This window comes from Streptomyces luteoverticillatus (genome assembly GCF_003970715.1).
GTDB classification, from domain to species: domain Bacteria; phylum Actinomycetota; class Actinomycetes; order Streptomycetales; family Streptomycetaceae; genus Streptomyces; species Streptomyces abikoensis.
Genome location: NZ_CP034587.1, coordinates 2,800,910 through 2,825,000, shown reverse-complemented (window position 1 = coordinate 2,825,000; position 24,091 = coordinate 2,800,910). Strand labels below are relative to the sequence as shown.

Below are 24,091 nucleotides of genomic sequence, written 5' to 3'. Positions count from 1 at the left end.
GTAGTCCAGCCCGGGCGGTGGTAGTCCCGGGGTAAGGGTGTAGGGCGTTGTCCAGGTAAATCCGGACAGCATGAAGCCTGAGACCTGATGCCGAGCCGATTGTGGTGAAGTGGATGATCCTATGCTGTCGAGAAAAGCCTCTAGCGAGTTTCATGGCGGCCCGTACCCTAAACCGACTCAGGTGGTCAGGTAGAGAATACCGAGGCGTTCGGGTGAACTATGGTTAAGGAACTCGGCAAAATGCCCCCGTAACTTCGGGAGAAGGGGGGCCATTTCTGGTGATGAGCTTCGCGCTCTGAGCTGGGGGTGGCCGCAGAGACCAGCGAGAAGCGACTGTTTACTAAAAACACAGGTCCGTGCGAAGCCGTAAGGCGATGTATACGGACTGACGCCTGCCCGGTGCTGGAACGTTAAGGGGACCGGTTAGCTCCATTTCGGTGGGGCGAAGCTGAGAACTTAAGCGCCAGTAAACGGCGGTGGTAACTATAACCATCCTAAGGTAGCGAAATTCCTTGTCGGGTAAGTTCCGACCTGCACGAATGGCGTAACGACTTCTCGACTGTCTCAACCATAGGCCCGGTGAAATTGCACTACGAGTAAAGATGCTCGTTTCGCGCAGCAGGACGGAAAGACCCCGGGACCTTTACTATAGCTTGATATTGGTGTTCGGTTCGGCTTGTGTAGGATAGGTGGGAGACTGTGAAGCATGCACGCCAGTGTGTGTGGAGTCGTCGTTGAAATACCACTCTGGTCGTGCTGGATGTCTAACCTGGGTCCGTGATCCGGATCAGGGACAGTGTCTGGTGGGTAGTTTAACTGGGGCGGTTGCCTCCTAAAGGGTAACGGAGGCGCCCAAAGGTTCCCTCAGCCTGGTTGGCAATCAGGTGTTGAGTGTAAGTGCACAAGGGAGCTTGACTGTGAGACCGACGGGTCGAGCAGGGACGAAAGTCGGGACTAGTGATCCGGCGGTGGCTTGTGGAAGCGCCGTCGCTCAACGGATAAAAGGTACCCCGGGGATAACAGGCTGATCTTCCCCAAGAGTCCATATCGACGGGATGGTTTGGCACCTCGATGTCGGCTCGTCGCATCCTGGGGCTGGAGTCGGTCCCAAGGGTTGGGCTGTTCGCCCATTAAAGCGGTACGCGAGCTGGGTTTAGAACGTCGTGAGACAGTTCGGTCCCTATCCGCTGTGCGCGTAGGAGTCTTGAGAAGGGCTGTCCCTAGTACGAGAGGACCGGGACGGACGAACCTCTGGTGTGCCAGTTGTCCTGCCAAGGGCATGGCTGGTTGGCTACGTTCGGGAGGGATAACCGCTGAAAGCATCTAAGCGGGAAGCCTGCTTCGAGATGAGGACTCCCACCCACTTGATGGGGTAAGGCTCCCAGTAGACGACTGGGTTGATAGGCCAGGTGTGGAAGACCGGTAACGGTTGGAGCTGACTGGTACTAATAGGCCGAGGGCTTGTCCTCAGTTGCTCGCGTCCACTGTGTTAGTTCTGAAATAACGAACATCCAAAGTGCCGGATGACGTTAATTTCATAGTGTTTCGGTGGTCATAGCGTTAGGGAAACGCCCGGTTACATTCCGAACCCGGAAGCTAAGCCTTTCAGCGCCGATGGTACTGCAGGGGGGACCCTGTGGGAGAGTAGGACGCCGCCGAACTCCTTTTAAAAGAAAGCCCTGGTGGGGATACCCACCAGGGCTTTCTTGCGTTTACGGCCAGATCCAAGCCCGCGTGCTCCCCGGGTGGGCATCCTCAAGACGCCCACCCAGGGAAAAGCTCAGCTCTTACATACCCGCAGCACGCGCGAGCTCGATATCAAGCGACTCGCGACGGATCCGCTGATCCATATACAGCAGCGCGGTCACGCCGGCAGTGATCGGCAGAGCCAGTGCAGAACCGATCGCCGCACCGACGCCATTGATGATCAAAGACGTCCACGTCAAATGATCCATGGTGGATTCACCGGTCACGAGTCCATCAATCAGACTCGTCGGTATCTGCGCCATTGAACCGATCATGAAAACGATAAAGGCGGCCAGAACCTGTATTCCAAAGATCCGCCAGCCCGCACCCCGCACAAGCTTCGCCGAGCGACGCATAGCACCGATGACACCCTGCTTTTCGAGCATGAGCGCCGGCGCCGCAAGGCTGTAGCGGACCCACAGCCAGGCTGCCACCGCCATGCCGGCGAGCCCGCCGAGAGCCAGCAGGCCCGCACCGCCACCGCTCGGATCACCGGAAATCCCCGCGTCGGAACCTGCGGCGACCGCCAGCCCCGGGACCAGGCACACCGCGAACGCCGCCGCCATGAGCAGAGGGACCAGCAGAAACAGTCCGGTCAGGGCGAGCAGCCGGGGCCGGGCGTCCCGCCAGGCGTCGCCCATGGAAGCGGGTCGGCCCAGCACGGCGCGGCTCACGACAACGGTCAGCATGGCGCTCGCGATGATCGTGCCCACCAGCCCGACGAGTGAGGCGACGGTCAGGCTGCCCAGGGACTTGCCGACGGCGTCCAGCACCTCGTGAAGATCCGCTGTGCCCGGGTCGGCGAGCTTGTTCAGGCCCGCCACGTCGCGGAACCACAGCCCCGTTACCGTGGTCCCGGCCGCCTGGGTACCGAGGGCGACGGTCGCGGAGACCCCGAGGACCGTCCGCCAGTACAGGCGCGTCGTGCTGACAGCGCCGTCCAGGATCTCGCCGACGCCGAGGGGCCGTAGGGGCACGACGCCGGGCCGGGGAGCCGGCGGAGGCGGCGGGCTCCACTGTTGGCCACCCCAGCCGCCACTCCCGTTACCGCTGCTGCCACCACCACCGCCCCAGCCGCTGCTGTTGCCCCACTGCCCGCCGCTGTTGTCGTTGCCGCTTCCGCTGTTGGCCCGGGCGCGGCCCCGGCCCTGCGGGGTGCGGTCCGGAGAGTCGTTCATCCCGTGTTTCTCCTGTAGCTCCCTCTGATGCCCGTGTTCGCCGTCCAGCGGCTCGTCCGAGCGGTTTACCGGTCAGTCATCGTGTCAGTAAGCGCGTGCGAGGCGGCAAGCGCCCGAGCGGCTCGTAGGGGCTCGTAAGGGGGAGGCCGTCAGGGGAGGCCTTCAATAGTTGGTGTGCGCGGGGCAGACTGGACCAATGGCTGATCAGTACGCGGCATCCGCGTCCGGCACCGGATCCTCCGTTCCGGCCCTGCGCTGGGAGGAGCTGCCCGAGGGACCCGTGCTCGTCCTCCTCGACCAGCGGAGGCTGCCCACGGAAGAGATCGAGCTGGTCTGTACCGACGTCCCCGCGCTGATCGAGGCGATACGAGCGCTCGCCGTGCGCGGCGCCCCGCTCCTCGGCGTCGCGGGCGCGTACGGCCTCGCCCTCGCGGCCGTCCGCGGCTTCGACGTGGAGGAGGCCGCCGAAATGCTCGCCCACGCCCGCCCGACCGCCGTGAACCTCGGCTACGGGGTGCGGCGCGCGCTGGCGGCGTACCGTACGGCTGCCGGAAGCGGTGCCGACGGCCTCCAGGCGGCCGCTGCCGCCCTCGCCGAGGCCCGTGCCCTGCACCAGGAGGACGCGGACGCCAGCGCCCGTATGGCCGCGCACGGCCTGGAACTGCTCGAGGAGCTGCTGCCCGGGGGCGGATACCGCCTTCTGACCCACTGCAACACGGGTGCCCTGGTCTCCGGTGGCGAGGGCACCGCCTTCGCCGTGGCGGGCGCGGCGCACCGGGTGCGGGAGCTGCGGCGGCTGTGGGTGGACGAGACGCGTCCGTTGCTGCAGGGGGCCCGGCTGACGGCGTACGAGGCCGCCCGGGCCGGTATGCCGTACACGCTGCTGTCCGACAACGCGGCGGGTTCGCTGTTCTCGGCGGGTGAGGTCGACGCGGTGCTGATCGGCGCGGACCGGGTGGCGGCGGACGGGTCGGTGGCGAACAAGGTGGGCAGCTATCCGCTGGCGGTGCTCGCCCGCTATCACCACGTGCCGTTCATCGTCGTCGCGCCGACCACGACGGTCGATCTCGGGACCAGCGACGGTGCCGCGATCGAGGTGGAGCAACGGCCCGGGTACGAGGTCACGGAGTTCCCGGGAAGCGTTTCCGGAAACCCGGTGGCGCCCCTGGGTACGCAGGCCTACAACCCTGCGTTCGATATCACACCGCCGGAGTTGGTGACCGCCATTGTCACGGAAAACGGGGTTGTTTCACCCGTGACGGAGGCGGGTCTGGCAGAGCTGTGTGCCAGGTCACGATCGGGTAATGGGATGATGTCGATATGAAGGGACGCGTTCTTGTCGTCGATGACGACACCGCACTGGCCGAGATGCTCGGAATCGTGCTTCGTGGTGAGGGTTTCGAGCCGTCGTTCGTGGCGGACGGCGACAAGGCGCTCGCCGCTTTTCGTGAGGCCAAACCCGATCTTGTTTTGCTGGATCTGATGCTGCCCGGCCGTGATGGCATTGAGGTGTGCAGGCTGATCCGAGCAGAGTCCGGGGTGCCGATCGTGATGCTGACGGCCAAGAGCGACACGGTCGACGTGGTGGTCGGGCTGGAGTCCGGTGCGGACGACTACATCGTCAAGCCGTTCAAGCCCAAGGAGCTGGTGGCCCGTATCCGGGCGCGGCTTCGGAGGTCGGAGGAGCCGGCGCCGGAGCAGCTGACCATCGGTGATCTGATCATCGATGTCGCGGGGCACTCGGTGAAGCGCGACGGCCAGTCGATCGCGCTGACGCCGCTCGAGTTCGACCTGCTGGTGGCGCTGGCGCGCAAGCCGTGGCAGGTCTTCACCCGTGAGGTGCTGCTCGAGCAGGTCTGGGGCTATCGCCACGCCGCCGACACGCGGCTGGTGAACGTGCACGTCCAGCGGCTGCGCTCGAAGGTCGAGAAGGACCCCGAGCGGCCGGAGATCGTGGTGACCGTCCGTGGTGTGGGCTACAAGGCCGGACCCAGCTGACGTGCCGGGTGACGGTGCCGCTCCGGAGCGGGACGCGGGGCGGCCCGTGGACGCGGGTGGGGGGATATCGCTCCTCCGGCGTCTCTGGCGGGCGGGCAGGCTGCTGTCGGACGGCGCCGGCTCGGCGCCGGTCCACCCGGTGCTGCGGCTGTACGCGCGCTGGGTGCGCAGGCCGCTGCTGCCCGCGATGCGCCTGTGGCGGCGCAACATCCAGCTGCGGGTGGTCGCGACCACCCTGCTGATGTCGCTGGGTGTGGTGCTGCTGCTCGGTGTGGTCGTCATCGGGCAGGTCCGCAACGGTCTGCTGGACGCCAAGAAGCACGCCTCGCAGAGCCAGGCCGAGGGCGGCTTCAAGGCGGCGCGCGACGCCGCGGACGCCGCCGGTGCCGATCACGGTCAGGACGGCGCCCAGTCCGGTGCCCGCGGCACGCCCGACTCCGGTGCGTGGCTGACGGCGCTGGTGCAGCAGCTGGCCAGCGGTGGGCAGGGCGTCTACCACGTGGTGGCGCTCAGCGCGGGCGACGGCGACACGACGTACGTGGGTGGGACGCGGGGGCCGAGGGCCTCCGGGGACATCGACCCGGAGCGCAGTGTCCCGGCGGATCTGCGCAGGCAGCTGGACAGCCGGACGGGCACGTTCGAGAAGCCCGGGACGATCAAGCGGAGCGCCTCCGACGAGGGCGAGCCGGCGCTGATCGTCGGCAAGCGGCTCTATGACGTCAACGGCAAGCCGTACCAGCTGTACTACCTCTTCCCGTTCACGCAGGAGGAGAAGTCACTCAGTCTGGTGAAGGGCACGCTGACCACGGCCGGGGTGTTCGTGGTCGTGCTGCTGGGCGCCATCGCCTGGCTGGTGGTGCGGCAGATCGTCACGCCCGTGCGGATGGCCGCGAGCATTTCCGAGCGGCTCGCTGCGGGTGTGCTCCAGGAGCGGATGAAGGTCACCGGTGAGGACGACATCGCACGTCTGGGTGAGGCCTTCAACAAGATGGCACAGACCCTCCAGGTGAAGATCCAGCAGCTGGAGGAGCTCTCACGGATGCAGCGGCGGTTCGTCTCGGACGTCTCGCACGAGCTGAGGACGCCGCTGACGACCGTACGGATGGCGGCCGACGTCATCCATGAGGCGCGCGACAGCTTCGATCCGGTGACCGCGCGCTCGGCCGAGCTGCTGTTCGGGCAGCTGGACCGGTTCGAGTCGCTGCTCGCGGACCTGCTGGAGATCAGCCGGTTCGACGCGGGCGCGGCGGCGCTGGAGGCCGAGCCGATCGATCTGCGCGACGTGGTGAACCGGGTGGTCGAGGGCGCTCTGCCGCTCGCCGACCGCAAGGGCAGCCGGCTGCTGGTGCGCGGCGCCGAGCAGCCCGTCATCGCCGAGGCGGACGCCCGCCGTGTCGAGCGGGTGCTGCGCAATCTCGTGGTCAACGCCGTGGAGCACGGCGAGGGCCGGGACGTGGTCGTCCGGCTGGGAGTGGCCGGGGGCGCGGTCGCGGTCGCGGTGCGCGACTACGGCGTGGGGCTCAAGCCCGGCGAGGCGACCCGGGTGTTCAACCGCTTCTGGCGCGCCGACCCCGCCCGCGCGCGGACGACCGGCGGTACGGGCCTGGGCCTGTCGATCGCCGTGGAGGACGCGCGGCTGCACGGTGGCTGGCTCCAGGCGTGGGGCGAGCCGGGTGGCGGTTCGCAGTTCCGGCTGACGCTGCCGCGCACGGCGGGCGAGCCGCTGCGCGGTTCTCCGATTCCGCTGGAGCCCGAGGACTCGCGGCGCAACCGCGGGGTGGACGCGTCCGGGCTGGCGCCGGCGCTGCCGGGGCGCGGTGCGCCCGTGGCCGGCGCGGGGTCGCCCGTACCGGCGCATGGCAGGAACGTGCCTCCTTCGGTCGATCCCACCGCGTTGCCGGGCAGCGGCGCGCGGGTGGTGACGCGTCCCGGAGGGGCGCTCGGTGGTGAGAGGAGTGGTGACCGTGCCGGTGACACGGCGGCCCGTCGGGCCGATGGCCGGGACGGTCGCGAGGCCGACGCCGAGGGCAACGGGAGCGGGACCGGAGGCGACCGTGACGGTCAGGCGTAAGGGAACCCGCCCAAGGCGACGGTTCGCCGGCGCGGGCGCCGTGCTGGTCGGCGGCGCGCTGCTGGCCGGCTGCGCGTCGATGCCCGACGGCGGCGAGGTGAAGTCGGTCGACTCCCCGCAGCAGCGCGCCGACGCCGACGCCCAGGTGCGGGTCTACGGCGTGCCGCCGCGCAAGAACGAGCAGCCGCTGGAGCTCGTCATGGGCTTCCTGGAGGCGACGACCAGCGACGACACGGACTATGAGACGGCCCGGCAGTATCTGGCGAAGGGCATGCGGGGCCGCTGGGATCCATCGGCGACCACGACGGTGCTGTCGCAGACGCCCCAGGTGCGCGTCGAGCGCACCGGCGGCGACCGCGAGCCGGGGTACACCGTGACGCTGACGGGCCGGCGGGTCGCGACGGTGGACGCCAGGCACGCGTACAAGCCGGGCGAGGGCGAGTTCAAGACCCAGTTGCACATGGCGCGCGAGGACGGCGAGTGGCGCATCGACGGGCTGGAGCCGGGTCTGGTGCTCGGGGTGGCCGACTTCCAGCGCATCTACCGGTCGGTCAATAAGTACTACTTTGCCGAGTTGGGGCAGGGCGCGAGCGGCGCGGGGAAGTCCCGCGAGGTGCTCGTCGCCGACCCCGTGTATCTGCGCAAGCGGATAGACCCGGTGACGTCGACGGTGAAGGCGCTGCTGGACGGGCCGACGTCATGGCTGGACCCGGTCGCCGCCACCGCCTTTCCCACGGGCACGCGGCTGGAGGACCAGCGGCTGTCCATCGACGACTCCAACGGCCTGAAGGTGCGGCTGAACGACAAGGTCGCCGGCGCCAATCAGGACCAGTGTCTGCGGATGGCCGCGCAGCTCCTGTACACCGTGCAGGAGTCGGCCAAGGCCACCGATGTGACGCTCCAGCGCGAGGACGGCTCCAGGCTCTGCGTGCTCGGCAAGGAGCAGGCGCGCTACTACGCGCCGGACCTGACCTCCGGGCGCCCCGACCGGCAGTACTTCGTCGACGGCCAGCACCGCATGGTGAGCCTGGCCGACGGGGACGACGAGGCGCGGCGGGTCGCCGGTCCGCTGGGAGCGGACGGTTCGGCTCCGCTGCGCTCGGTGGCGGTGGACAGGACGGAGCGCCGTGCGGCGGGTGTGTCGGCCAACGGGCAGGCCCTGTACGTCGCCTCGCTGCAGGCCGGTGCGCCGCTGGGCGAGGCCCGGCTGACGGTGCGCGGCGGTACGGGCGCCAGAACGGGGCTGACGGCACCGAGCTGGGACGGTCTGGGCGACCTGTGGGTCGCGGACCAGGATGCGGACAGACCGAGGCTGCTGCGGCTGCCCGGGGGCACGGGCGCTCCCGAGGAGATCCAGGTGCCCGGGCTGGACGGCGGGCGGATCACCGGGTTGCGGATCGCCGCGGACGGTGTGCGCATCGCGCTGCTGGTGACGAAGGGCGACCATACGGTGCTGCGGCTCGGGAGGGTCGAGCGGCGGGGCGGCGCCGGCCATAACGCTCTGTCGGTGCAGGAGCTGCGGAACGTGGCGCCCCGGCTGGTGGACGTCAACGCCGTCTCCTGGGCGGGCGCGAGCCGGCTGCTGGTGGCCGGCAACGAGCAGGGCGGCCTCCAGCAGCTCCAGTACGTCGAGACGGACGGTTCGCAGGCCAACGGCTCCGGCCTGCCGGGGATCACGGGGGTCCGGGGCGTGGCCGCCTCGGAGAACCCGGGCAAGGCGCAGGCGCTGGTCGCGGAGGGCGACGGCGGGGTCGTACGACTGTTGCCGGACACCAACTGGAAGCTGGTGGGTAAGGAAGGTACGGCTCCGGTCTACCCCGGGTGACGGCCGGTGGCGCCCCGTGGTGCGGGCGCGGTCGGTGCTCGGCGCGGCGGTGAGCGTCGCGTTCGCGCAGGCCGGCGGGCATTCCTGGGGCGGCCGCGCGGGTTGTCCACAGGGGTGGCGGCTTCGGTTGCCGCGCGCGAGAGTGGAGCCATGCGCGGGTGGTGGCAGGAACTCGCCGGCCTGGTGACGCCGGTGGACTGCGCGGGGTGCGGGCTGCCGCGGTCCGTGCTGTGCGGGGAATGCGGTGCGGAGCTGTGGGGGCGTCCGGCGCGGCGGGTGCGGCCGGATCCGGTCCCGGCCGGGCTGCCGCCCGTGTACGCGGCCGCGCGGTACGAGGGCGGGGTGCGCTCGGCGCTGATCGCGCACAAGGAGCGGGGTGGCCTCGCGCTGGCCGACCCGCTGGGCGCCGCGCTGGCGGGCGCGGTCGGGGCGGCCGGTCGCTCTGGTGCGGGGTGGGATGTACGGGGTCGGAGGGGCCCGATATTGCTCGTGCCGGTGCCTTCCGCGCGGTCGGCGGTGGCGGGGCGGGGGCAGGACGCCGGGCGGCGGCTCGCGCTGGCGGCGGCCCGGGCGCTGCGCGGCTCCGGGACGTCCGCGCGGGTCGCGGCGGTGCTGCGGTTGCGGCGGCCCGTCCTCGACCAGTCGGGTGTGGACGCCCGTCGGCGGGTGGCGAACGTGGCGGGGGCGATGGAGGCCGTCCGGGGAGCGGAGCGGCTGTGGCGGTCGGGAGGGCCGGTGGTGCTGGTGGACGACCTCATGACGACCGGCGCCTCGCTGGCGGAGGCGGCGCGCGCGGTGACGGCCGGCGACGGCCGGGTCGTGGCCGCGGCGGTGATCGCGGCGGCACCGAGAACGTTCGGAAACCACCGGAACTGACGGAGAACGCCCTGCGTTGCTGAGGGAAACGGCCGGAAAACACCTGAACGGAGGTACGTCGCGATAGGGGGTACCGACGGGCTTCCGAGCGAGATATGTTCGGTTGTGAGGAAGGGCAGGATCTATGCCTGGTATCTCCGATTGGCGTGCTTTGCACGCCTAGGCGGAAGCTTGTAGGAAGCACCCGAGGCGCCTTGGGGCCGGGTGGGGTGTAGATCTCGCCGACGGGGGAGGAGGAGGTGAAAACCGCTTAGTCGGTGGCTCCGGTGCCCCCGGGGCCTGATGCAAGAGGGATGCGCTCCGCAACCTTCGGCGGAGCGATCCGGGAACGGAGTTCTGCGTGGACATCGTCGTCAAGGGCCGCAAGACAGAGGTGCCCGAGCGGTTTCGCAAGCACGTGGCCGAGAAGCTGAAGCTGGACAAGGTCCAGAAGCTGGACGGCAAGGTGATTCGCCTCGACGTGGAGGTGTCCAAAGAGCCCAACCCGAGGCAGGCCGACCGCTCCGACCGAGTGGAGATCACGGTGATCTCCCGGGGACCGGTCATCCGGGCGGAGGCCGCAGCGACGGATCCCTATGCCGCGCTCGATCTGGCCACGAACAAGCTCGAGGCACGGCTGCGCAAGCAGCACGACAAGCGTCATTCCCGCCGGGGCAACGGACGCGTCCCGGCCAGCGACGTCGGCGCCGTCATCGGCGCCGCAGAGCTCAACGACAGCGGTGAACTCGTCGCGGAGCAGGGAGCGGGCGAGGTGCCCGTCACCCACATGGGACCACTGGAGATCCGGGGAGAAGGCCCCCTGGTGGTCCGCGAGAAGACCCACTCCGCGGCCCCCATGGCGCTCGACCAGGCGCTGTATGAAATGGAGTTGGTCGGCCACGACTTCTATCTGTTCGTCGACTCCGAGACCAAGATGCCCAGTGTCGTCTACCGGCGGCACGCGTACGACTACGGCGTCATCCGCCTGAACAGCGACCCCTTCTACGCCGGAGAGCCCGGAGGAGCGGGCGGGGAGCTCGGCGGCTGACCCGTGACGGTGCCCCGGGAGCGCCCGGCGCGCTCCCGGGGCACCGCTTGTGCGGCGCGCCACCTCCGCGGCCGGGGAAGCACCGTCCGGCGGCCCGGCATGAAATCATGGCCCGGACCAACCACCGGTCCGCCGGAGCCGTTTGGGGCGGCGCCGGACCGAGCGACCGCGACGGGCCATGGCCTTCAGGGGGAGGAACAGTGGCGGACAGGTTCGGGCCCGTGATCGGGGCCGACGAGGACGACGAAGAAGGTGCCCGGGACGAGCGGGACGCCGCCCGGCGGGAACCGATCAGGGTCCTGGTCGTGGACGACCACGCGCTCTTCCGCAGGGGGCTGGAGATCGTCCTCAAGCACGAGGAGGACATCGAGGTCGTCGGCGAGGCCGGGGACGGCGCGGAGGCGGTGGACAAGGCGGCCGACCTGCTGCCCGACATCGTTCTCATGGACGTCCGGATGCCCAAGCGCGGCGGCATCGAGGCCTGCACCTCCATCAAGGAGGTGGCCCCCAGCGCGAAGATCATCATGCTGACGATCAGCGACGAGGAAGCCGACCTCTACGACGCCATCAAGGCCGGGGCGACCGGCTATCTCCTCAAGGAGATCTCCACCGACGAGGTGGCGACGGCCATCCGGGCGGTCGCCGACGGCCAGTCCCAGATCAGCCCGTCGATGGCCTCCAAGCTCCTGACCGAGTTCAAGTCGATGATCCAGCGGACCGACGAGCGCAGGCTGGTGCCCGCCCCCCGGCTCACCGACCGCGAGCTGGAGGTGCTCAAGCTCGTCGCCACCGGGATGAACAACCGGGACATCGCCAAGGAGTTGTTCATCAGCGAGAACACCGTCAAGAACCACGTCCGCAACATCCTGGAGAAGCTCCAGCTGCACTCCAGGATGGAAGCGGTCGTCTACGCGATGCGGGAGAAGATCCTCGAGATCCGCTGAGCCTCAGCCGAGGGCGGTCAGGGCGCTCACCAGGGCGGCGGCCAGCTTCGCGTCGTCGCAGCGCTCGACGCGCACGCTGTCGCAGCCCACCCACCCGGCCGCCTCCCACAGCGCCCGGGCCATGGGCTCGACGGCCCTGGGCCCCTCGAGCGACACCTGCCGGGCCACCAGCGTCCGGCCCTCGCGCGCCGGGTCCACCCGGCCCGCCAGCCCGCCGCCCGTCAGCAGCGGCATCGCGAAGTAGCCGTGCACCCGCCGCGCCTTGGGCACATACGCCTCCAGCCGGTGGGTGAAGCCGAATATCCGCTCCGTGCGCGGCCGGTCCCAGATCAGCGAGTCGAACGGCGAGAGCAGCGTCGTGCGGTGGCGGCCACGGGGCTCCTCGGCCAGCGCCGCCGGGTCCGCCCACGCCTGCTTGTCCCAGCCCGCCACCTCGACCGGCACCAGCCCCGTACCGTCGATGACGGCGTCGACCTGCTCGCCCTTGAGCCGGTGATAGTCCGCCAGGTCCGCGCGCGTCGCCACGCCCATCGCCGCGCCCGCCTGGGCCACCAGGCGCCGTACGCACTCGGCGTCGTCGAGGTCGTCGTGGAAGAGGGCGTCCGGCACGGCGCGCTCGGTCAGGTCGTAGACCCGCTTCCAGCCGCGCCGGCGGGTGCAGACCACCTCGCCGGTGTCGAGCAGCCACTCCACCGCGATCTTCGTCTCGGACCAGTCGTACCACTCGCCGCCGTTCTTGGCGCCGCCCAGGTCCGTGGCCGTCAGGGGGCCCTCGGCCCTGAGCCGGTCCCGGACGGCCGCGCACGAACGGTCGGCGTCCGCCATGATGTGCCAGCGGTGGCCCCGCTCCCGCATGGCCCGGCGGCGGAAGGCGAACAGCGGCCACTCCTCGATCGGCAGGATGCACGCCGCGTGCGACCAGTACTCGAAGGCCCCCGTCTCGGCGTCCCCGCTCCAGTACGCCTCCTCGACCGTGCCCCGCCCGACGGCGCCCAGCCGCGCGTAGGGCACCAGCTCGTGCGAGCGGGCGAGCACCGAGATCGTGTCCAGCTGGACCGCGCCCAGCCGGCGCAGCACCCCCCGGGGGCCCGCCTTCCGGTCCGGCGCGCCGAGGAGGCCCTGCGCGCGGAGGGCCAGCCGGCGCGCCTCGTCGGCGGAGAGCCGGACGGCGGCCCCCCGGTCCCCGGAAGGGCGGGCGCCGGGCGTACCGGCCTTGACGGTGACGGCAGTTGTCATGCCGATCACCCTAGAGGGGACCACTGACATCACCCGGTGATGATCAGCCGCGCTCGGGAAACGGCAGGTAGGGGGTCTGCGTCGGCCGGCCGAGGTCCGAGGGGAGCAGCGAGCCGATCCAGGCGTCGCGGCGGGTGCCGTTGTAGACGATCTTCGATCGCATCGTGCCCTCCATCCGGAACCCGGCCTTCAGGGCGACGGCGCGCGAGCCCTCGTTGCCCGCTTCGGCGTACCACTCCAGGCGCTCGACGCCCAGGTCCTCGAAGGCCCAGCGGATCACCTCGCGCGCGGCCTCCACGGTGTATCCGCGGCCCCGGCCCTCCTTGGCGGTCCAGTAGCCGAGCTCGGCCTGGCGCTCGGGGGTGCGCAGCTCGGCGAGCCGCACCAGGCACATGGAGCCGATCAGCCGGCCGTCCTCGCGGGAGAAGAGACCGAAGGTGTACATGGAGTCGTCGCGCCAGCCGTCCGGGCACTTCCCCTCGACGAACGCGCGGGCGTCCTCCGGGGTGTAGGGGGAGGGCACGCTGGTGTAGCGCGGGATGTCGGGGTCCTGGCAGGCCGCGTGGACGGCGGGTACGTCCGACGAGGTGAACGGGCGCAGCAGCAGGCGTTCGGTGGTCAGATGTATGGGCTCCATGGGCGGAGTCTAGATTCGGGGCGCTTCGGACGTGTCCGAATTTCGCCGCTCCGGCACCTTCCGGGAGTGCCGTTCGTTCTCACAGTGGGTGACACCCGGCCTCGGTGATGACGGACCTCCCGGCGTGGTGGGGTCCTCGCTTACGATGGCCGTTGCGGCGGGGACTGTCCCGTCGTGCCCGCGCACCCCAACCGTGCCCAGGCCCGACCGGCAAGGAGCCAGCCTACGTGTCCGTCTTCGGCAAGATCATGCGTGCAGGAGAAGGCAAGATCCTGCGCAAGCTGCACCGCATCGCGGACCAGGTCAATTCCATCGAAGAGGACTTCCTGCACCTCTCCGACGCTGAGCTGCGCGCCCTGACCGAGGAGTACAAGCAGCGGTACGCCGACGGCGAGAGCCTGGACGACCTGCTGCCCGAGGCCTTCGCGACCGTCCGCGAGGCCGCCAAGCGCGTCCTGGGCCAGCGGCACTACGACGTCCAGCTCATGGGCGGCGCCGCGCTGCACCTGGGCTATGTCGCGGAGATGAAGACCGGTGAGGGCAAGACCCTCGTCGGCACCCTTCCGGCGTACCTGAACGCGCTGTCGGGCAAGGGCGTCCACCTGATCACGGTGAACGACTACCTGGCGGAGCGCGACTCGGAGTTGATGGGCCGGGTGCACAAGTTCCTGGGCCTGTCGGTCGGCTGCATCCTCGCCAACATGACCCCGGCGCAGCGCCGCGAGCAGTACGGCTGCGACATCACGTACGGCACGAACAACGAGTTCGGCTTCGACTACCTGCGCGACAACATGGCGTGGTCCCAGGACGAGCTGGTCCAGCGCGGGCACAACTTCGCCGTGGTCGACGAGGTCGACTCCATCCTGGTCGACGAGGCCCGTACGCCGCTGATCATCTCGGGTCCGGCCGACCAGGCCACGAAGTGGTACGGCGACTTCGCCAAGCTCGTCACCCGCCTGACCAAGGGCGAGCCGGCGAACCCGCAGAAGGGCGTCGAGGAGACCGGCGACTACGACGTCGACGAGAAGAAGCGCACGGTCGCCATCCACGAGGCCGGTGTCGCCAAGGTCGAGGACTGGCTGGGCATCGACAACCTCTACGAGTCGGTCAACACCCCCCTCGTCGGCTATCTGAACAACGCCATCAAGGCGAAGGAACTGTTCAAGAAGGACAAGGACTACGTCGTCATGGACGGCGAAGTCATGATCGTCGACGAGCACACCGGCCGTATCCTCGCCGGCCGCCGCTACAACGAGGGCATGCACCAGGCCATCGAGGCGAAGGAAGGGGTGGACATCAAGGACGAGAACCAGACGCTCGCCACGATCACCCTTCAGAACTTCTTCCGCCTCTACTCCAAGCTGTCCGGTATGACCGGTACGGCCATGACCGAGGCCGCCGAGTTCCACCAGATCTACAAGCTCGGCGTGGTGCCGATCCCGACGAACCGTCCGATGCAGCGCAAGGACCAGTCGGACCTGATCTACCGCACCGAGGTCGCGAAGTTCGCCGCCGTCGTCGAGGACATCGCCGAGAAGCACGAGAAGGGCCAGCCGATCCTGGTCGGCACGACCTCCGTCGAGAAGTCGGAGTACCTCTCGCAGCAGCTGTCCAAGCGCGGCATCCCGCACGAGGTCCTCAACGCCAAGCACCACGAGCGCGAGGCCCAGATCGTCGCCCAGGCGGGCCGCAAGGGCGCCGTCACCGTCGCCACCAACATGGCCGGCCGCGGTACGGACATCAAGCTCGGCGGCAACCCCGACGACCTCGCCGAGGCGGAGCTGCGCCAGCGCGGCCTGGACCCGGTGGAGCACGTCGAGGAGTGGGCGGCCGCGCTGCCCGGCGCCCTGGAGAAGGCCGAGGCCGCGGTCAAGGCCGAGTTCGAGGAGGTCAAGAGCCTCGGCGGGCTCTACGTCCTCGGCACCGAGCGCCATGAGTCGCGCCGCATCGACAACCAGCTGCGCGGCCGTTCCGGCCGTCAGGGCGACCCGGGCGAGTCCCGCTTCTACCTGTCGCTGGGCGACGACCTGATGCGCCTGTTCAAGGCCCAGATGGTCGAGCGCGTGATGGCCATGGCCAACGTCCCCGACGATGTGCCGATCGAGAACAAGATGGTCACCCGGGCCATCGCCTCCGCCCAGTCGCAGGTCGAGCAGCAGAACTTCGAGACCCGCAAGAACGTCCTGAAGTACGACGAGGTGCTCAACCGCCAGCGCGAGGTCATCTACGCCGAGCGCCGCCGCGTCCTGGAGGGCGAGGACCTCCACGAGCAGGTCCGGCACTTCATGGACGACACCATCGACGACTACATCCGTCAGGAGACCGTCGAGGGCTTCGCCGAGGAGTGGGACCTGGAGCGGCTGTGGGGCGCCTTCAAGCAGCTCTACCCGGTCAAGGTCACCATCGAGGAGCTGGAGGACGCGGCGGGCGACCGCGCGGGCATCACCGCCGAGTTCATCGCCGAGTCAGTCAAGGACGACATCCACGACCAGTACGCCGCCCGTGAGGAGCACCTCGGCTCCGACATCATGCGCGAGCTGGAGCGCCGCGTCGTGCTGTCCGTCCTGGACCGCAAGTGGCGCGAGCACCTCTACGAGATGGACTACCTCCAGGAGGGCATCGGCCTGCGGGCCATGGCCCAGAAGGACCCCCTGGTCGAGTACCAGCGCGAGGGCTTCGACATGTTCACCGCCATGATGGAGGGCATCAAGGAGGAGTCCGTCGGCTACCTGTTCAACCTGGAGGTCCAGGTCGACCAGCAGCTGGAGGAGGTCCCCGTCGAGCAGCGCGAGGCGCCGTCCCTGGAGAAGGTCCAGGACACCGTGCCCGCCGCCCGTCCGGAGATCCGCGCGAAGGGCCTGGGCGCCCCGCAGCGCCCCGACCGGCTGCACTTCTCCGCCCCCACGGTGGACGGCGAGGCCGGTCTCGACGAGCGCGACCTCACGGCCGACGAGATGACCGAGTACCGCTCCGAGGCGGACGGCATGACGCGCGCCGAGCGCCGCAAGGCGCAGCGCGGCGCCGGCGGCCGCCGCCGCAAGAAGTAACGACGCGGCACGGCGGGCTCTTCAGGGGCGGGACACCCACGGGGTGTCCCGCCCTTCGCCGTGCCCGGGTAAGGGTTCCGTCCCTCCGTGTTCACGTGCGGGCTCCGCCCAGTTCCACCGCGGCGCAGCGCCACCGCCGGTCCGGGCAGTGCTCCAGCCGGAAGGCCAGTGCCCGCAGCCGGTCGCCCGAGGCGATCCGGGCGAACGCCTCGATCACTCCGGGCCGGGGCTGGAACTCGTCGCAGTGGCGCACGAAGGGGATGCCGTGGCTCGGCGGGACGGGCCGCAGGGGCGCCCCGGGCGCGAGCTCGGCCAGCTGGTCGTAGGCCGGTGGCAGGGTGTGCCCGAGCATCCAGTGCACCGGGCGCTGGCCGCTGAGGGTGAGCAGCAGCCGTTCGGCGAACCAGTAGCGCGGATGGCGTCGTTCGCGTTCGTGGCGCCGGGCGGCCGCGTCGGCGGCCGGCCGTCGGGAGTCGGTGCGCCGTGGTGGCGCGGCCGGGCCCGGGCCGGCCGGTCCCCTGTTCCCGTTCACGCGGTTGTTCCTGTTCACGCGTCGCCCCCGCGGTGCGCGGCCCGGCTGTCACCGGGCGTGGCTTCGGTCGGTGGATCTTCTACCGGCGCCGTTCGGAGGCGGGCAAGGACGTCCCCGGGGTGGTCGTGGGGCCTGGGCCGTTCACCTATCAGGGGGACCCGGACCGCGCGGGGCGGGCGGGGCGGGAGACCGGCGCGTCCGGGGGACGGCCGCTCAAGGGGCCTCCGGCACTTCGAAGGGGGACTCGCGCCCGTATGCTGGCAGCACTGTTCGTAAGCCCTCAGGAAGCAGGAAAGCGGCGGTCATGCGCGTCTACGTCCCCCTGACCCTCCCCGGCCTCGCCGAGGCGCACAAGGCGGGCCTGCTGGGCCCGGGCCCGGTGGACGCCTACGCCGTCACCCCCGCCCTGCGCGAGTGGTACGTCTCGGACGACATCGAGGAGCTGGAGTACGCGGCGCTCAGCCGCGCCGCACAGGGCTCGCTGCGGCGGCTGGCGGCCGATCCGCGGGCGCCGCGACGGCGTGTGGTCGTGGCGGTCGACGTGCCCGACACGGCGGTGACCGCCGACCCGGATCGCGGGCTGGACCAGTCGGCGCTCGGCGAGGTGCGGCTGGTGGAGGCGGTTCCGCTGAAGAAGGCGGCCTCGGTGCACGTCGACGCGGACGACGCCGAGGAGGACGTGGCCGCCGCGGCGGCGGCCCTGGGCGCGGCGGACCGAGGCGACGCCGACGCGCAGTTCACCGTGGACGGCGCCGACGACCACGAGCTGATGTGGTTCGGCGTCCAGGAGATCCCGAACCTCGTCTGAGGGGTCTGTCGGACCCGGACGGTACGGTCGTGAGCATGGGGACGCACAGCATGGGCACGCGGGGCACGGGGCACGAGCGGGGCACGGGGGAGCGGGGCGCGGAAGCCCCGCCGCACATCGTCTGGGACTGGAACGGCACCCTGTTCCACGACATCGACGCGGTGATCACGGCGACCAACGCCGCCTTCGCCGAGATCGGCCTGGCGCCGATCACCCTGGCCAGATACCGGGAGCTGTACTGCGTCCCGATCCCGCGCTTCTACGAGCGCCTGATGGGCCGCCTCCCCACCCAGGACGAGTGGGACCACATGGACGTCGTCTTCCACCGGCACTACGCGGACCATCGCATACGCTGCGGCCTCACGGCCGGCGCCGAGTCGCTGCTGGCTCGCTGGCAGGACACCGGCGGCACCCAGTCGATCATGTCGATGTACGGGCACGAGGACCTGCTGCCGCTGGTGCGGGGCTTCGGCATCGAGCGAAGATTCATCCGGGTGGACGGACGCACGGGGCCTTCGGGCGGCAGCAAGACGGAGCACATGGCGCGCCATCTCGCGGGGCTGTCCGGTGTGGCCGCCGGTCGTACGGTGGTCATCGGGGACGCCGTGGACGACGCCGTCGCGGCGGCGCACGTCGGTGCCCACGCCGTGCTGTACACGGGCGGTTCGCACAGCCGGGGCAGTCTCGCGGAGGCTGGTGTTCCGGTGGTGGACAGCCTGGAGGAGGCCGTCGCCGAGGCGGAACGTCTCGTTGTCTGAGGCCGGGCTGTCCAGAGTGCGAAGGTTTCGTGGCCGTAATGTATAGAAGCTGCTCATGGACGCGTCCCGGGGGAAGGGCGATAGCCTTACCAGGTGATCAGCGCGATATCCAGCAGGGGCGCCGGCGCCTCTGTCCTGCTCCCGGGCCGCCACCGCGCCCGGGTCGTTCGCAGCGGATCCCCGGAGCCGGGCTCTCCTGACGGCGTTCGCCGTGTTCCGCCCGGCCACCCCTCATCCCGGCGGACCGTCGGTGACGACCGGACACCCCGAGTCGCGACGTGAAGCCATCACCACCTATGTCACGCAACGGCGCGCGACAGGAGCCAGAGGACATGCAGACCAAGCTGGACGAAGCAAAGGCCGATTTGCTCGAGCGGGCGGCCCGCGTCGCTGAAGGCAGCCCCGGGGGAGCGCACCCGGCCGGCCCCCAGGGCGAGGGCGGGCTCGACCAGAAGACCCTGACCGCCTACCTCCAGCGCTACTACCTGCACACCGCACCCGAGGACCTCACCGGCCGTGACCCGGTCGACGTCTACGGCGCGGCCATCTCGCACTACCGGCTGGCCGAGAACCGGCCGCAGGGCACCGCGAACGTGCGCGTCCACACGCCGACGGTCGAGGAGAACGGCTGGACGTCCAGCCACTCCGTCGTCGAGGTCGTCACCGACGACATGCCCTTCCTCGTCGACTCCGTCACCAATGAGCTCTCCCGCCAGAACCGCGGCATCCACGTCGTCATCCACCCGCAGGTCGTCGTCCGCCGCGATGTGACCGGCCGCCTCCTGGAGGTCCTCGGCTCCGCCTGCGACGCGCACGGCAACGGCAAGGACGCCGACCTGCCGCACGACGCGCTCGTCGAGTCGTGGATCCACGTCGAGACCGACCGCGAGACCGACCGCGACGACCTCCAGCAGATCGCCGCCGACCTGCTGCGCGTCCTGTCCGACGTCCGCGAGACCGTCGAGGACTGGGGCAAGATGCGCGACGCCGCGCTGCGCATCGCCGAGGGCCTGGCCGACGAGCCGACCGCCGACGTCCCGCCGACCGAGCTCGACGAGGCCCGTGAGCTGCTGCGCTGGCTGGCCGCCGACCACTTCACCTTCCTCGGCTACCGCGAGTACGACCTGACCAAGGTCGTCACCGACGGCGAGGAGGAGGACGTCCTCACGGCCGTCCCCGGCACCGGCCTGGGCGTGCTGCGCTCCGACCCCTCGCACACGGCCGGCGGGCACCACGTGGGCCACCACGCCCCGCTGCCCCGCCCCTCCTCGGCGTCCTTCAGCCGGCTCCCGGCGGACGCCCGCGCCAAGGCCCGTGAGCACAAGCTGCTCGTCCTCACCAAGGCCAACAGCCGCGCCACCGTCCACCGCCCCTCCTACCTCGACTACGTCGGGGTGAAGAAGTTCGACGCCGACGGCAACGTGGTCGGCGAGCGCCGCTTCCTGGGCCTGTTCTCCTCGGCCGCCTACACCGAGTCCGTCCGCCGCGTCCCGGTCATCCGCCGCAAGGTCGCCCAGGTCCTGGACGACGCCGGCTTCAGCCCCGACAGCCACGACGGGCGCGACCTCCTCCAGATCCTGGAGACCTACCCGCGCGACGAGCTCTTCCAGATCCAGGCCGACCAGCTGCGCGCCATCGCCACCAGCGTGCTCTACCTCCAGGAGCGCCGCCGGCTGCGGCTGTACCTGCGCCGCGACGAGTACGGGCGCTTCTACTCCGCCCTGGTCTACCTGCCGCGCGACCGCTACACCACCGGCGTCCGGCTGCGCCTGATCGACATCCTCAAGGAAGAGCTCAACGGCACCAGCGTCGACTTCACGGCCTGGAACACCGAGTCGGTCCTCTCCCGGCTGCACTTCGTCGTCCGCGTCGAGCCCGGCTCCGCGCTGCCCGAGCTCTCCGAGGCCGACGCCGACCGCATCGAGGCCCGCCTGGTGGAGGCCGCCCGCTCCTGGGCCGACGGCTTCGCCGAGACGCTCACCGCCGAGGTCGGCGAGGAGCGCGCCGCCGAGCTGCTGCGCCGCTACGGCCAGGCCTTCCCCGAGGGCTACAAGGCCGACCACTCCCCGCGCGGCGCCGTCTCCGACCTCGCCCACCTGGAGAAGCTGACCACCGCCGGCGGTGCCCGGGCCTTCGAGCTCAGCCTGTACGAGCCGGTCGGCGCGGGCCCCGGCGAGCGCCGCTTCAAGATCTACCGCAAGGGCGAGCCCGTCTCGCTCTCCGCCGTCCTGCCGGTGCTCCACCGGCTCGGCGTCGAGGTCGTCGACGAGCGCCCGTACGAGCTGCGCTGCGCCGACCGGGCCAACGCCTGGATCTACGACTTCGGGCTGCGGCTGCCCGAGAACATCGTGGGCGAGAACGCGCGCGCCCGCTTCCAGGAGGCCTTCGCGGCCGTGTGGACCGGCGCCGCGGAGAACGACAACTTCAACAACCTCGTGCTGCGGGCCGGTCTCGACTGGCGCCAGGCGATGGTGCTGCGGGCCTACGCCAAGTACCTCCGGCAGGCCGGTACGACCTTCAGCCAGGCGTACATGGAGGACACCCTCAGCAACAACGTCCACACCACCCGCCTCCTGGTCAACCTGTTCGAGGCCCGGATGTCCCCGGCGCTCCCGCAGGACGGCCGCGGCGAGCTGATCGAGGGCCTGCTGGAGGAGCTGGACGGCGCCCTGGACCAGGTGGCGAGCCTGGACGAGGACCGCATCCTGCGCTCCTTCCTCACCGTCATCAAGGCCACGCTGCGCACCAACCACTTCCAGCGCGACGAGCAGGGCGAGCCCCACTCGTACCTCTCGCTGAAGCTGGACCCGCAGGCCATCCCCGACCTGCCCGCGCCCCGCCCGGCCTTCGAGATCTGGGTCTACTCGCCGCGCGTCGAGGGTGTGCACCTGCGCTTCGGCAAGGTCGCCCGAGGCGGTCTGCGCTGGTCCGACCGGCGCGAGGACTTCCGCACCGAGATCCTGGGCCTGGTCAAGGCCCAGATGGTGAAGAACACCGTCATCGTGCCCGTCGGCGCCAAGGGCGGCTTCGTCGGCAAGCGGCTCCCGGACCCGTCCGTGGACCGCGACGCGTGGCTCGCCGAGGGCATCGCCTCGTACAAGACCTTCATCTCCGGTCTGCTCGACATCACCGACAACATGGTCGGCGGCGAGGTCGTCCACCCCAAGAACGTCGTCCGCCACGACGAGGACGACACCTACCTCGTCGTCGCCGCCGACAAGGGCACCGCGACCTTCTCCGACATCGCCAACGAGGTCGCCGAGTCCTACGGCTTCTGGCTGGGCGACGCGTTCGCCTCCGGCGGCTCGGCCGGCTACGACCACAAGGGCATGGGCATCACCGCCCGCGGCGCCTGGGAGTCGGTCAAGCGGCACTTCCGCGAGCTGGGCCACAACACCCAGACCGAGGACTTCACGGTCGTCGGCGTCGGCGACATGTCCGGTGACGTCTTCGGCAACGGCATGCTGCTCTCCGAGCACATCCGCCTGGTCGCCGCCTTCGACCACCGCCACATCTTCATCGACCCGAACCCGGACGCGGCCGTCTCCTACGCCGAGCGCCGCCGGCTCTTCGAGCTGCCCCGCTCCTCCTGGGCCGACTACAACACCAAGCTGCTCTCCGCGGGTGGTGGCATTCACCCGCGCAGCGCCAAGTCGATCCCGGTCAACGCCCATGTGCGCGAGGCCCTTGGCATCGCCCCCGGTGTCACCAAGATGACCCCCGCCGAGCTGATGAAGGCCATCCTCAGCTCCCCGGTCGACCTCCTGTGGAACGGCGGCATCGGCACGTACGTCAAGGCGTCCACCGAGTCGCACGGCGACGTGGGCGACAAGGCCAACGACGCCATCCGCGTCGACGGCCGGGACCTGCGCGTCAAGGTCGTCGGCGAGGGCGGCAACCTCGGTCTGACCCAGCTCGGCCGCATCGAGTTCGCCCTCACCGGCGGTCCCGAGTCGACCGGCGGCCGGGTGAACACCGACGCCATCGACAACAGCGCCGGCGTGGACACCTCCGACCACGAGGTGAACATCAAGATCCTGCTCAACGCCCTCGTGACCGACGGCGACATGACCGTCAAGCAGCGCAACAAGCTGCTGGCCGAGATGACCGACGAGGTCGGCGAGCTGGTGCTGCGCAACAACTACGCGCAGAACGTGGCCCTGGCCAACGCCGTGGCCCAGGCGCCCAGCCTGCTCCACGCCCACCAGCGGATCATGCGCCGCCTCACCCGCGAGGGCCACCTCGACCGCGCCCTGGAGTTCCTGCCCACCGACCGGCAGATCCGGGAGCGGCTGACCGCCGGGCGCGGCCTGACCCAGCCCGAGCTGGCCGTCCTGCTCGCCTACATCAAGATCACCGCGGCGGAGGAGCTGCTCACCACCGGGCTGCCCGACGACCCGTACCTCCAGCGACTGCTCTACGCCTACTTCCCGCAGGCCCTGCGCACGTCGTTCGGCGAGCAGATCGACAACCACGCGCTGCGCCGCGAGATCGTCACGACCGTCCTGGTCAACGACACGGTCAACTCCGGCGGCTCGACCTTCCTCCACCGTCTGCGGGAGGAGACCGGCGCCTCGCTGGAGGAGATCGTCCGGGCGCAGACCGCGGCCCGCGAGATCTTCAGCCTGAACGAGGTCTGGGACGCGGTCGAGGGCCTGGACAACGTGGTCGCCGCCGACGTCCAGACCCGCATCCGGCTCCACTCGCGCCGGCTGGTCGAGCGCGGCACCCGCTGGCTGCTCAACAACCGCCCGCAGCCGCTGGAGCTCGCGGAGACCATCGGGTTCTTCCGTGACGGCGTGGACATGGTCTGGGCCGAGCTGCCCAAGCTGCTGCGCGGCGCCGACATGGAGTGGTGGCAGTCCATCCACGACGAGCTCGTCGCCGCCGAGGTGCCCGCCGAGCTGGCGGTCAAGGTCGCGGGCTTCTCGTCCGTCTTCCCGACGCTGGACATCGTCGCCACCGCCGAGCGCACGGGCAAGGAGCCGCTGGGCGTCGCCGAGGTCTACTACGACCTGGCCGACCGGCTGCACATCACCCAGCTGATGGACCGCATCATCGACCTGCCGCGCGCCGACCGCTGGCAGTCGATGGCCCGTGCCTCCATCCGTGAGGACCTCTACGCGGCCCACGCGGCGCTGACGGCCGAGGTCCTCTCGGTGGGCAACGGCTCCTCCACGCCGGAGCAGCGCTTCGCCGAGTGGGAGGAGCGGAACGCCGCGATCCTGACCCGGGCGCGGACGACGCTCGACGAGATCCGCGGGTCGGACGCGTTCGACCTGGCCAACCTGTCGGTGGCCATGCGCACGATGCGCACGCTGCTGCGTTCGCACACCTGACGGGTGACCGCCGCACCGGCATGAAGGGGGCGGCCCCGGGGAAAACCCCCGGGGCCGCCCTTTTCGCAT

General features: G+C 70.2%; 15 protein-coding genes and 2 rRNA genes (1 of these 17 only partly in view). 13 read left to right on the top strand and 4 right to left on the bottom strand.

Features of this window, described 5'->3' with window-relative positions:
* Positions 1 to 1,469 (top strand): 23S ribosomal RNA (locus tag EKH77_RS12190) (it extends 1,654 nt beyond the left edge of the window).
* A 75-nt stretch (positions 1,470 to 1,544) separates the two neighbouring features.
* Positions 1,545 to 1,661, top strand: a 5S ribosomal RNA gene (gene rrf / locus EKH77_RS12185).
* Between the two features lie 126 nt (positions 1,662 to 1,787).
* Here the strand turns inward: rrf and EKH77_RS12180 are convergent.
* Positions 1,788 to 2,924 (bottom strand): glycerophosphoryl diester phosphodiesterase membrane domain-containing protein, encoded by a 1,137-nt coding sequence (locus tag EKH77_RS12180; RefSeq protein ID WP_126914416.1) that lies wholly within the window; start codon positions 2,922 to 2,924, stop codon positions 1,788 to 1,790.
* Positions 2,925 to 3,120: 196 nt separating this feature from the next.
* Between EKH77_RS12180 and mtnA the strand changes: the two genes are divergently transcribed.
* The 7 genes from mtnA to EKH77_RS12145 all read left to right on the top strand — a co-directional run bounded on the left by mtnA (position 3,121) and on the right by EKH77_RS12145 (position 11,665).
* Complete coding sequence (mtnA, locus tag EKH77_RS12175) at positions 3,121 to 4,248, top strand: S-methyl-5-thioribose-1-phosphate isomerase (RefSeq protein ID WP_126914415.1); 1,128 nt, start codon at positions 3,121 to 3,123, stop codon at positions 4,246 to 4,248.
* Complete coding sequence (gene mtrA / locus EKH77_RS12170; protein WP_126914414.1) at positions 4,245 to 4,922, top strand: two-component system response regulator MtrA; 678 nt, start codon at positions 4,245 to 4,247, stop codon at positions 4,920 to 4,922. The genes mtnA and mtrA overlap by 4 nt, the downstream gene beginning before the upstream one ends.
* Before the next feature lie 46 nt (positions 4,923 to 4,968).
* Complete coding sequence (mtrB, locus tag EKH77_RS12165; RefSeq protein WP_430981029.1) at positions 4,969 to 6,993, top strand: MtrAB system histidine kinase MtrB; 2,025 nt, start codon at positions 4,969 to 4,971, stop codon at positions 6,991 to 6,993.
* On the top strand, positions 6,977 to 8,818 hold the full coding sequence (locus EKH77_RS12160) for an LpqB family beta-propeller domain-containing protein (protein ID WP_240667326.1): 1,842 nt from the start codon (positions 6,977 to 6,979) through the stop codon (positions 8,816 to 8,818). Before mtrB ends, EKH77_RS12160 begins: the two co-directional genes overlap by 17 nt.
* A 150-nt stretch (positions 8,819 to 8,968) precedes the next feature.
* Positions 8,969 to 9,694 carry a ComF family protein gene (locus EKH77_RS12155; RefSeq protein WP_126914412.1) on the top strand — a complete coding sequence of 242 codons (726 nt, stop codon included), beginning with the start codon at positions 8,969 to 8,971 and terminating at the stop codon, positions 9,692 to 9,694.
* A 340-nt stretch (positions 9,695 to 10,034) separates the two neighbouring features.
* The gene (hpf, locus tag EKH77_RS12150) at positions 10,035 to 10,721 is read left to right on the top strand and encodes a ribosome hibernation-promoting factor, HPF/YfiA family (RefSeq protein WP_126914411.1); all 687 of its coding nucleotides are present in this window, start codon (positions 10,035 to 10,037) and stop codon (positions 10,719 to 10,721) included.
* A 200-nt stretch (positions 10,722 to 10,921) separates the two neighbouring features.
* Positions 10,922 to 11,665 carry a response regulator gene (locus EKH77_RS12145; protein WP_126914410.1) on the top strand — a complete coding sequence of 248 codons (744 nt, stop codon included), beginning with the start codon at positions 10,922 to 10,924 and terminating at the stop codon, positions 11,663 to 11,665.
* A 3-nt stretch (positions 11,666 to 11,668) separates the two neighbouring features.
* Here EKH77_RS12145 and EKH77_RS12140 read toward each other — a convergent pair whose 3' ends face one another.
* Both EKH77_RS12140 and EKH77_RS12135 read right to left on the bottom strand, forming a co-directional pair.
* Positions 11,669 to 12,931: a winged helix-turn-helix domain-containing protein gene (locus EKH77_RS12140; RefSeq protein WP_126914409.1), complete on the bottom strand. Its 1,263-nt coding sequence runs from the start codon at positions 12,929 to 12,931 to the stop codon at positions 11,669 to 11,671.
* Between the two features lie 13 nt (positions 12,932 to 12,944).
* The gene (locus tag EKH77_RS12135; protein ID WP_126914408.1) at positions 12,945 to 13,538 is read right to left on the bottom strand and encodes a GNAT family N-acetyltransferase; all 594 of its coding nucleotides are present in this window, start codon (positions 13,536 to 13,538) and stop codon (positions 12,945 to 12,947) included.
* A gap of 227 nt (positions 13,539 to 13,765) precedes the next feature.
* Here EKH77_RS12135 and secA point away from each other — a divergent pair, with 227 nt between their 5' ends.
* Complete coding sequence (gene secA, locus EKH77_RS12130; protein WP_126914407.1) at positions 13,766 to 16,585, top strand: preprotein translocase subunit SecA; 2,820 nt, start codon at positions 13,766 to 13,768, stop codon at positions 16,583 to 16,585.
* 91 nt (positions 16,586 to 16,676) lie between these two features.
* Here secA and EKH77_RS12125 read toward each other — a convergent pair whose 3' ends face one another.
* A complete protein-coding gene (locus EKH77_RS12125) occupies positions 16,677 to 17,117 on the bottom strand; it encodes an Rv3235 family protein (protein WP_126914406.1) in 441 nt (146 codons plus the stop codon).
* A 304-nt stretch (positions 17,118 to 17,421) separates the two neighbouring features.
* Between EKH77_RS12125 and EKH77_RS12120 the strand changes: the two genes are divergently transcribed.
* From EKH77_RS12120 to EKH77_RS12110, 3 genes are all read left to right on the top strand, one after another.
* A complete protein-coding gene (locus tag EKH77_RS12120) occupies positions 17,422 to 17,925 on the top strand; it encodes a DUF6912 family protein (RefSeq protein WP_126914405.1) in 504 nt (167 codons plus the stop codon).
* A 50-nt stretch (positions 17,926 to 17,975) separates the two neighbouring features.
* Entirely contained in the window at positions 17,976 to 18,683 is a 708-nt protein-coding gene (locus EKH77_RS12115) for an HAD family hydrolase (protein WP_126918031.1), read from the top strand.
* Positions 18,684 to 19,015: 332 nt separating this feature from the next.
* A complete protein-coding gene (locus EKH77_RS12110) occupies positions 19,016 to 24,022 on the top strand; it encodes an NAD-glutamate dehydrogenase (RefSeq protein WP_126914404.1) in 5,007 nt (1,668 codons plus the stop codon).
* The last annotated feature ends 69 nt before the right edge of the window (positions 24,023 to 24,091 follow it).

Excerpts from the sequence above, each read along its gene's own strand:
- EKH77_RS12180 (WP_126914416.1), bottom strand. The coding sequence starts at position 2,924 with ATGAACGACTCTCCGGACCGCACCCCGCAGGGCCGGGGCCGCGCCCGG.
- mtnA (WP_126914415.1), top strand. The coding sequence starts at position 3,121 with ATGGCTGATCAGTACGCGGCATCCGCGTCCGGCACCGGATCCTCCGTT.
- mtrA (WP_126914414.1), top strand. The coding sequence starts at position 4,245 with ATGAAGGGACGCGTTCTTGTCGTCGATGACGACACCGCACTGGCCGAG.
- EKH77_RS12155 (WP_126914412.1), top strand. The coding sequence starts at position 8,969 with ATGCGCGGGTGGTGGCAGGAACTCGCCGGCCTGGTGACGCCGGTGGAC.
- EKH77_RS12140 (WP_126914409.1), bottom strand. The coding sequence starts at position 12,931 with ATGTCAGTGGTCCCCTCTAGGGTGATCGGCATGACAACTGCCGTCACC.
- EKH77_RS12135 (WP_126914408.1), bottom strand. The coding sequence starts at position 13,538 with ATGGAGCCCATACATCTGACCACCGAACGCCTGCTGCTGCGCCCGTTC.
- EKH77_RS12120 (WP_126914405.1), top strand. The coding sequence starts at position 17,422 with ATGCGCGTCTACGTCCCCCTGACCCTCCCCGGCCTCGCCGAGGCGCAC.
- EKH77_RS12115 (WP_126918031.1), top strand. The coding sequence starts at position 17,976 with ATGGGCACGCGGGGCACGGGGCACGAGCGGGGCACGGGGGAGCGGGGC.
- EKH77_RS12110 (WP_126914404.1), top strand. The coding sequence starts at position 19,016 with ATGCAGACCAAGCTGGACGAAGCAAAGGCCGATTTGCTCGAGCGGGCG.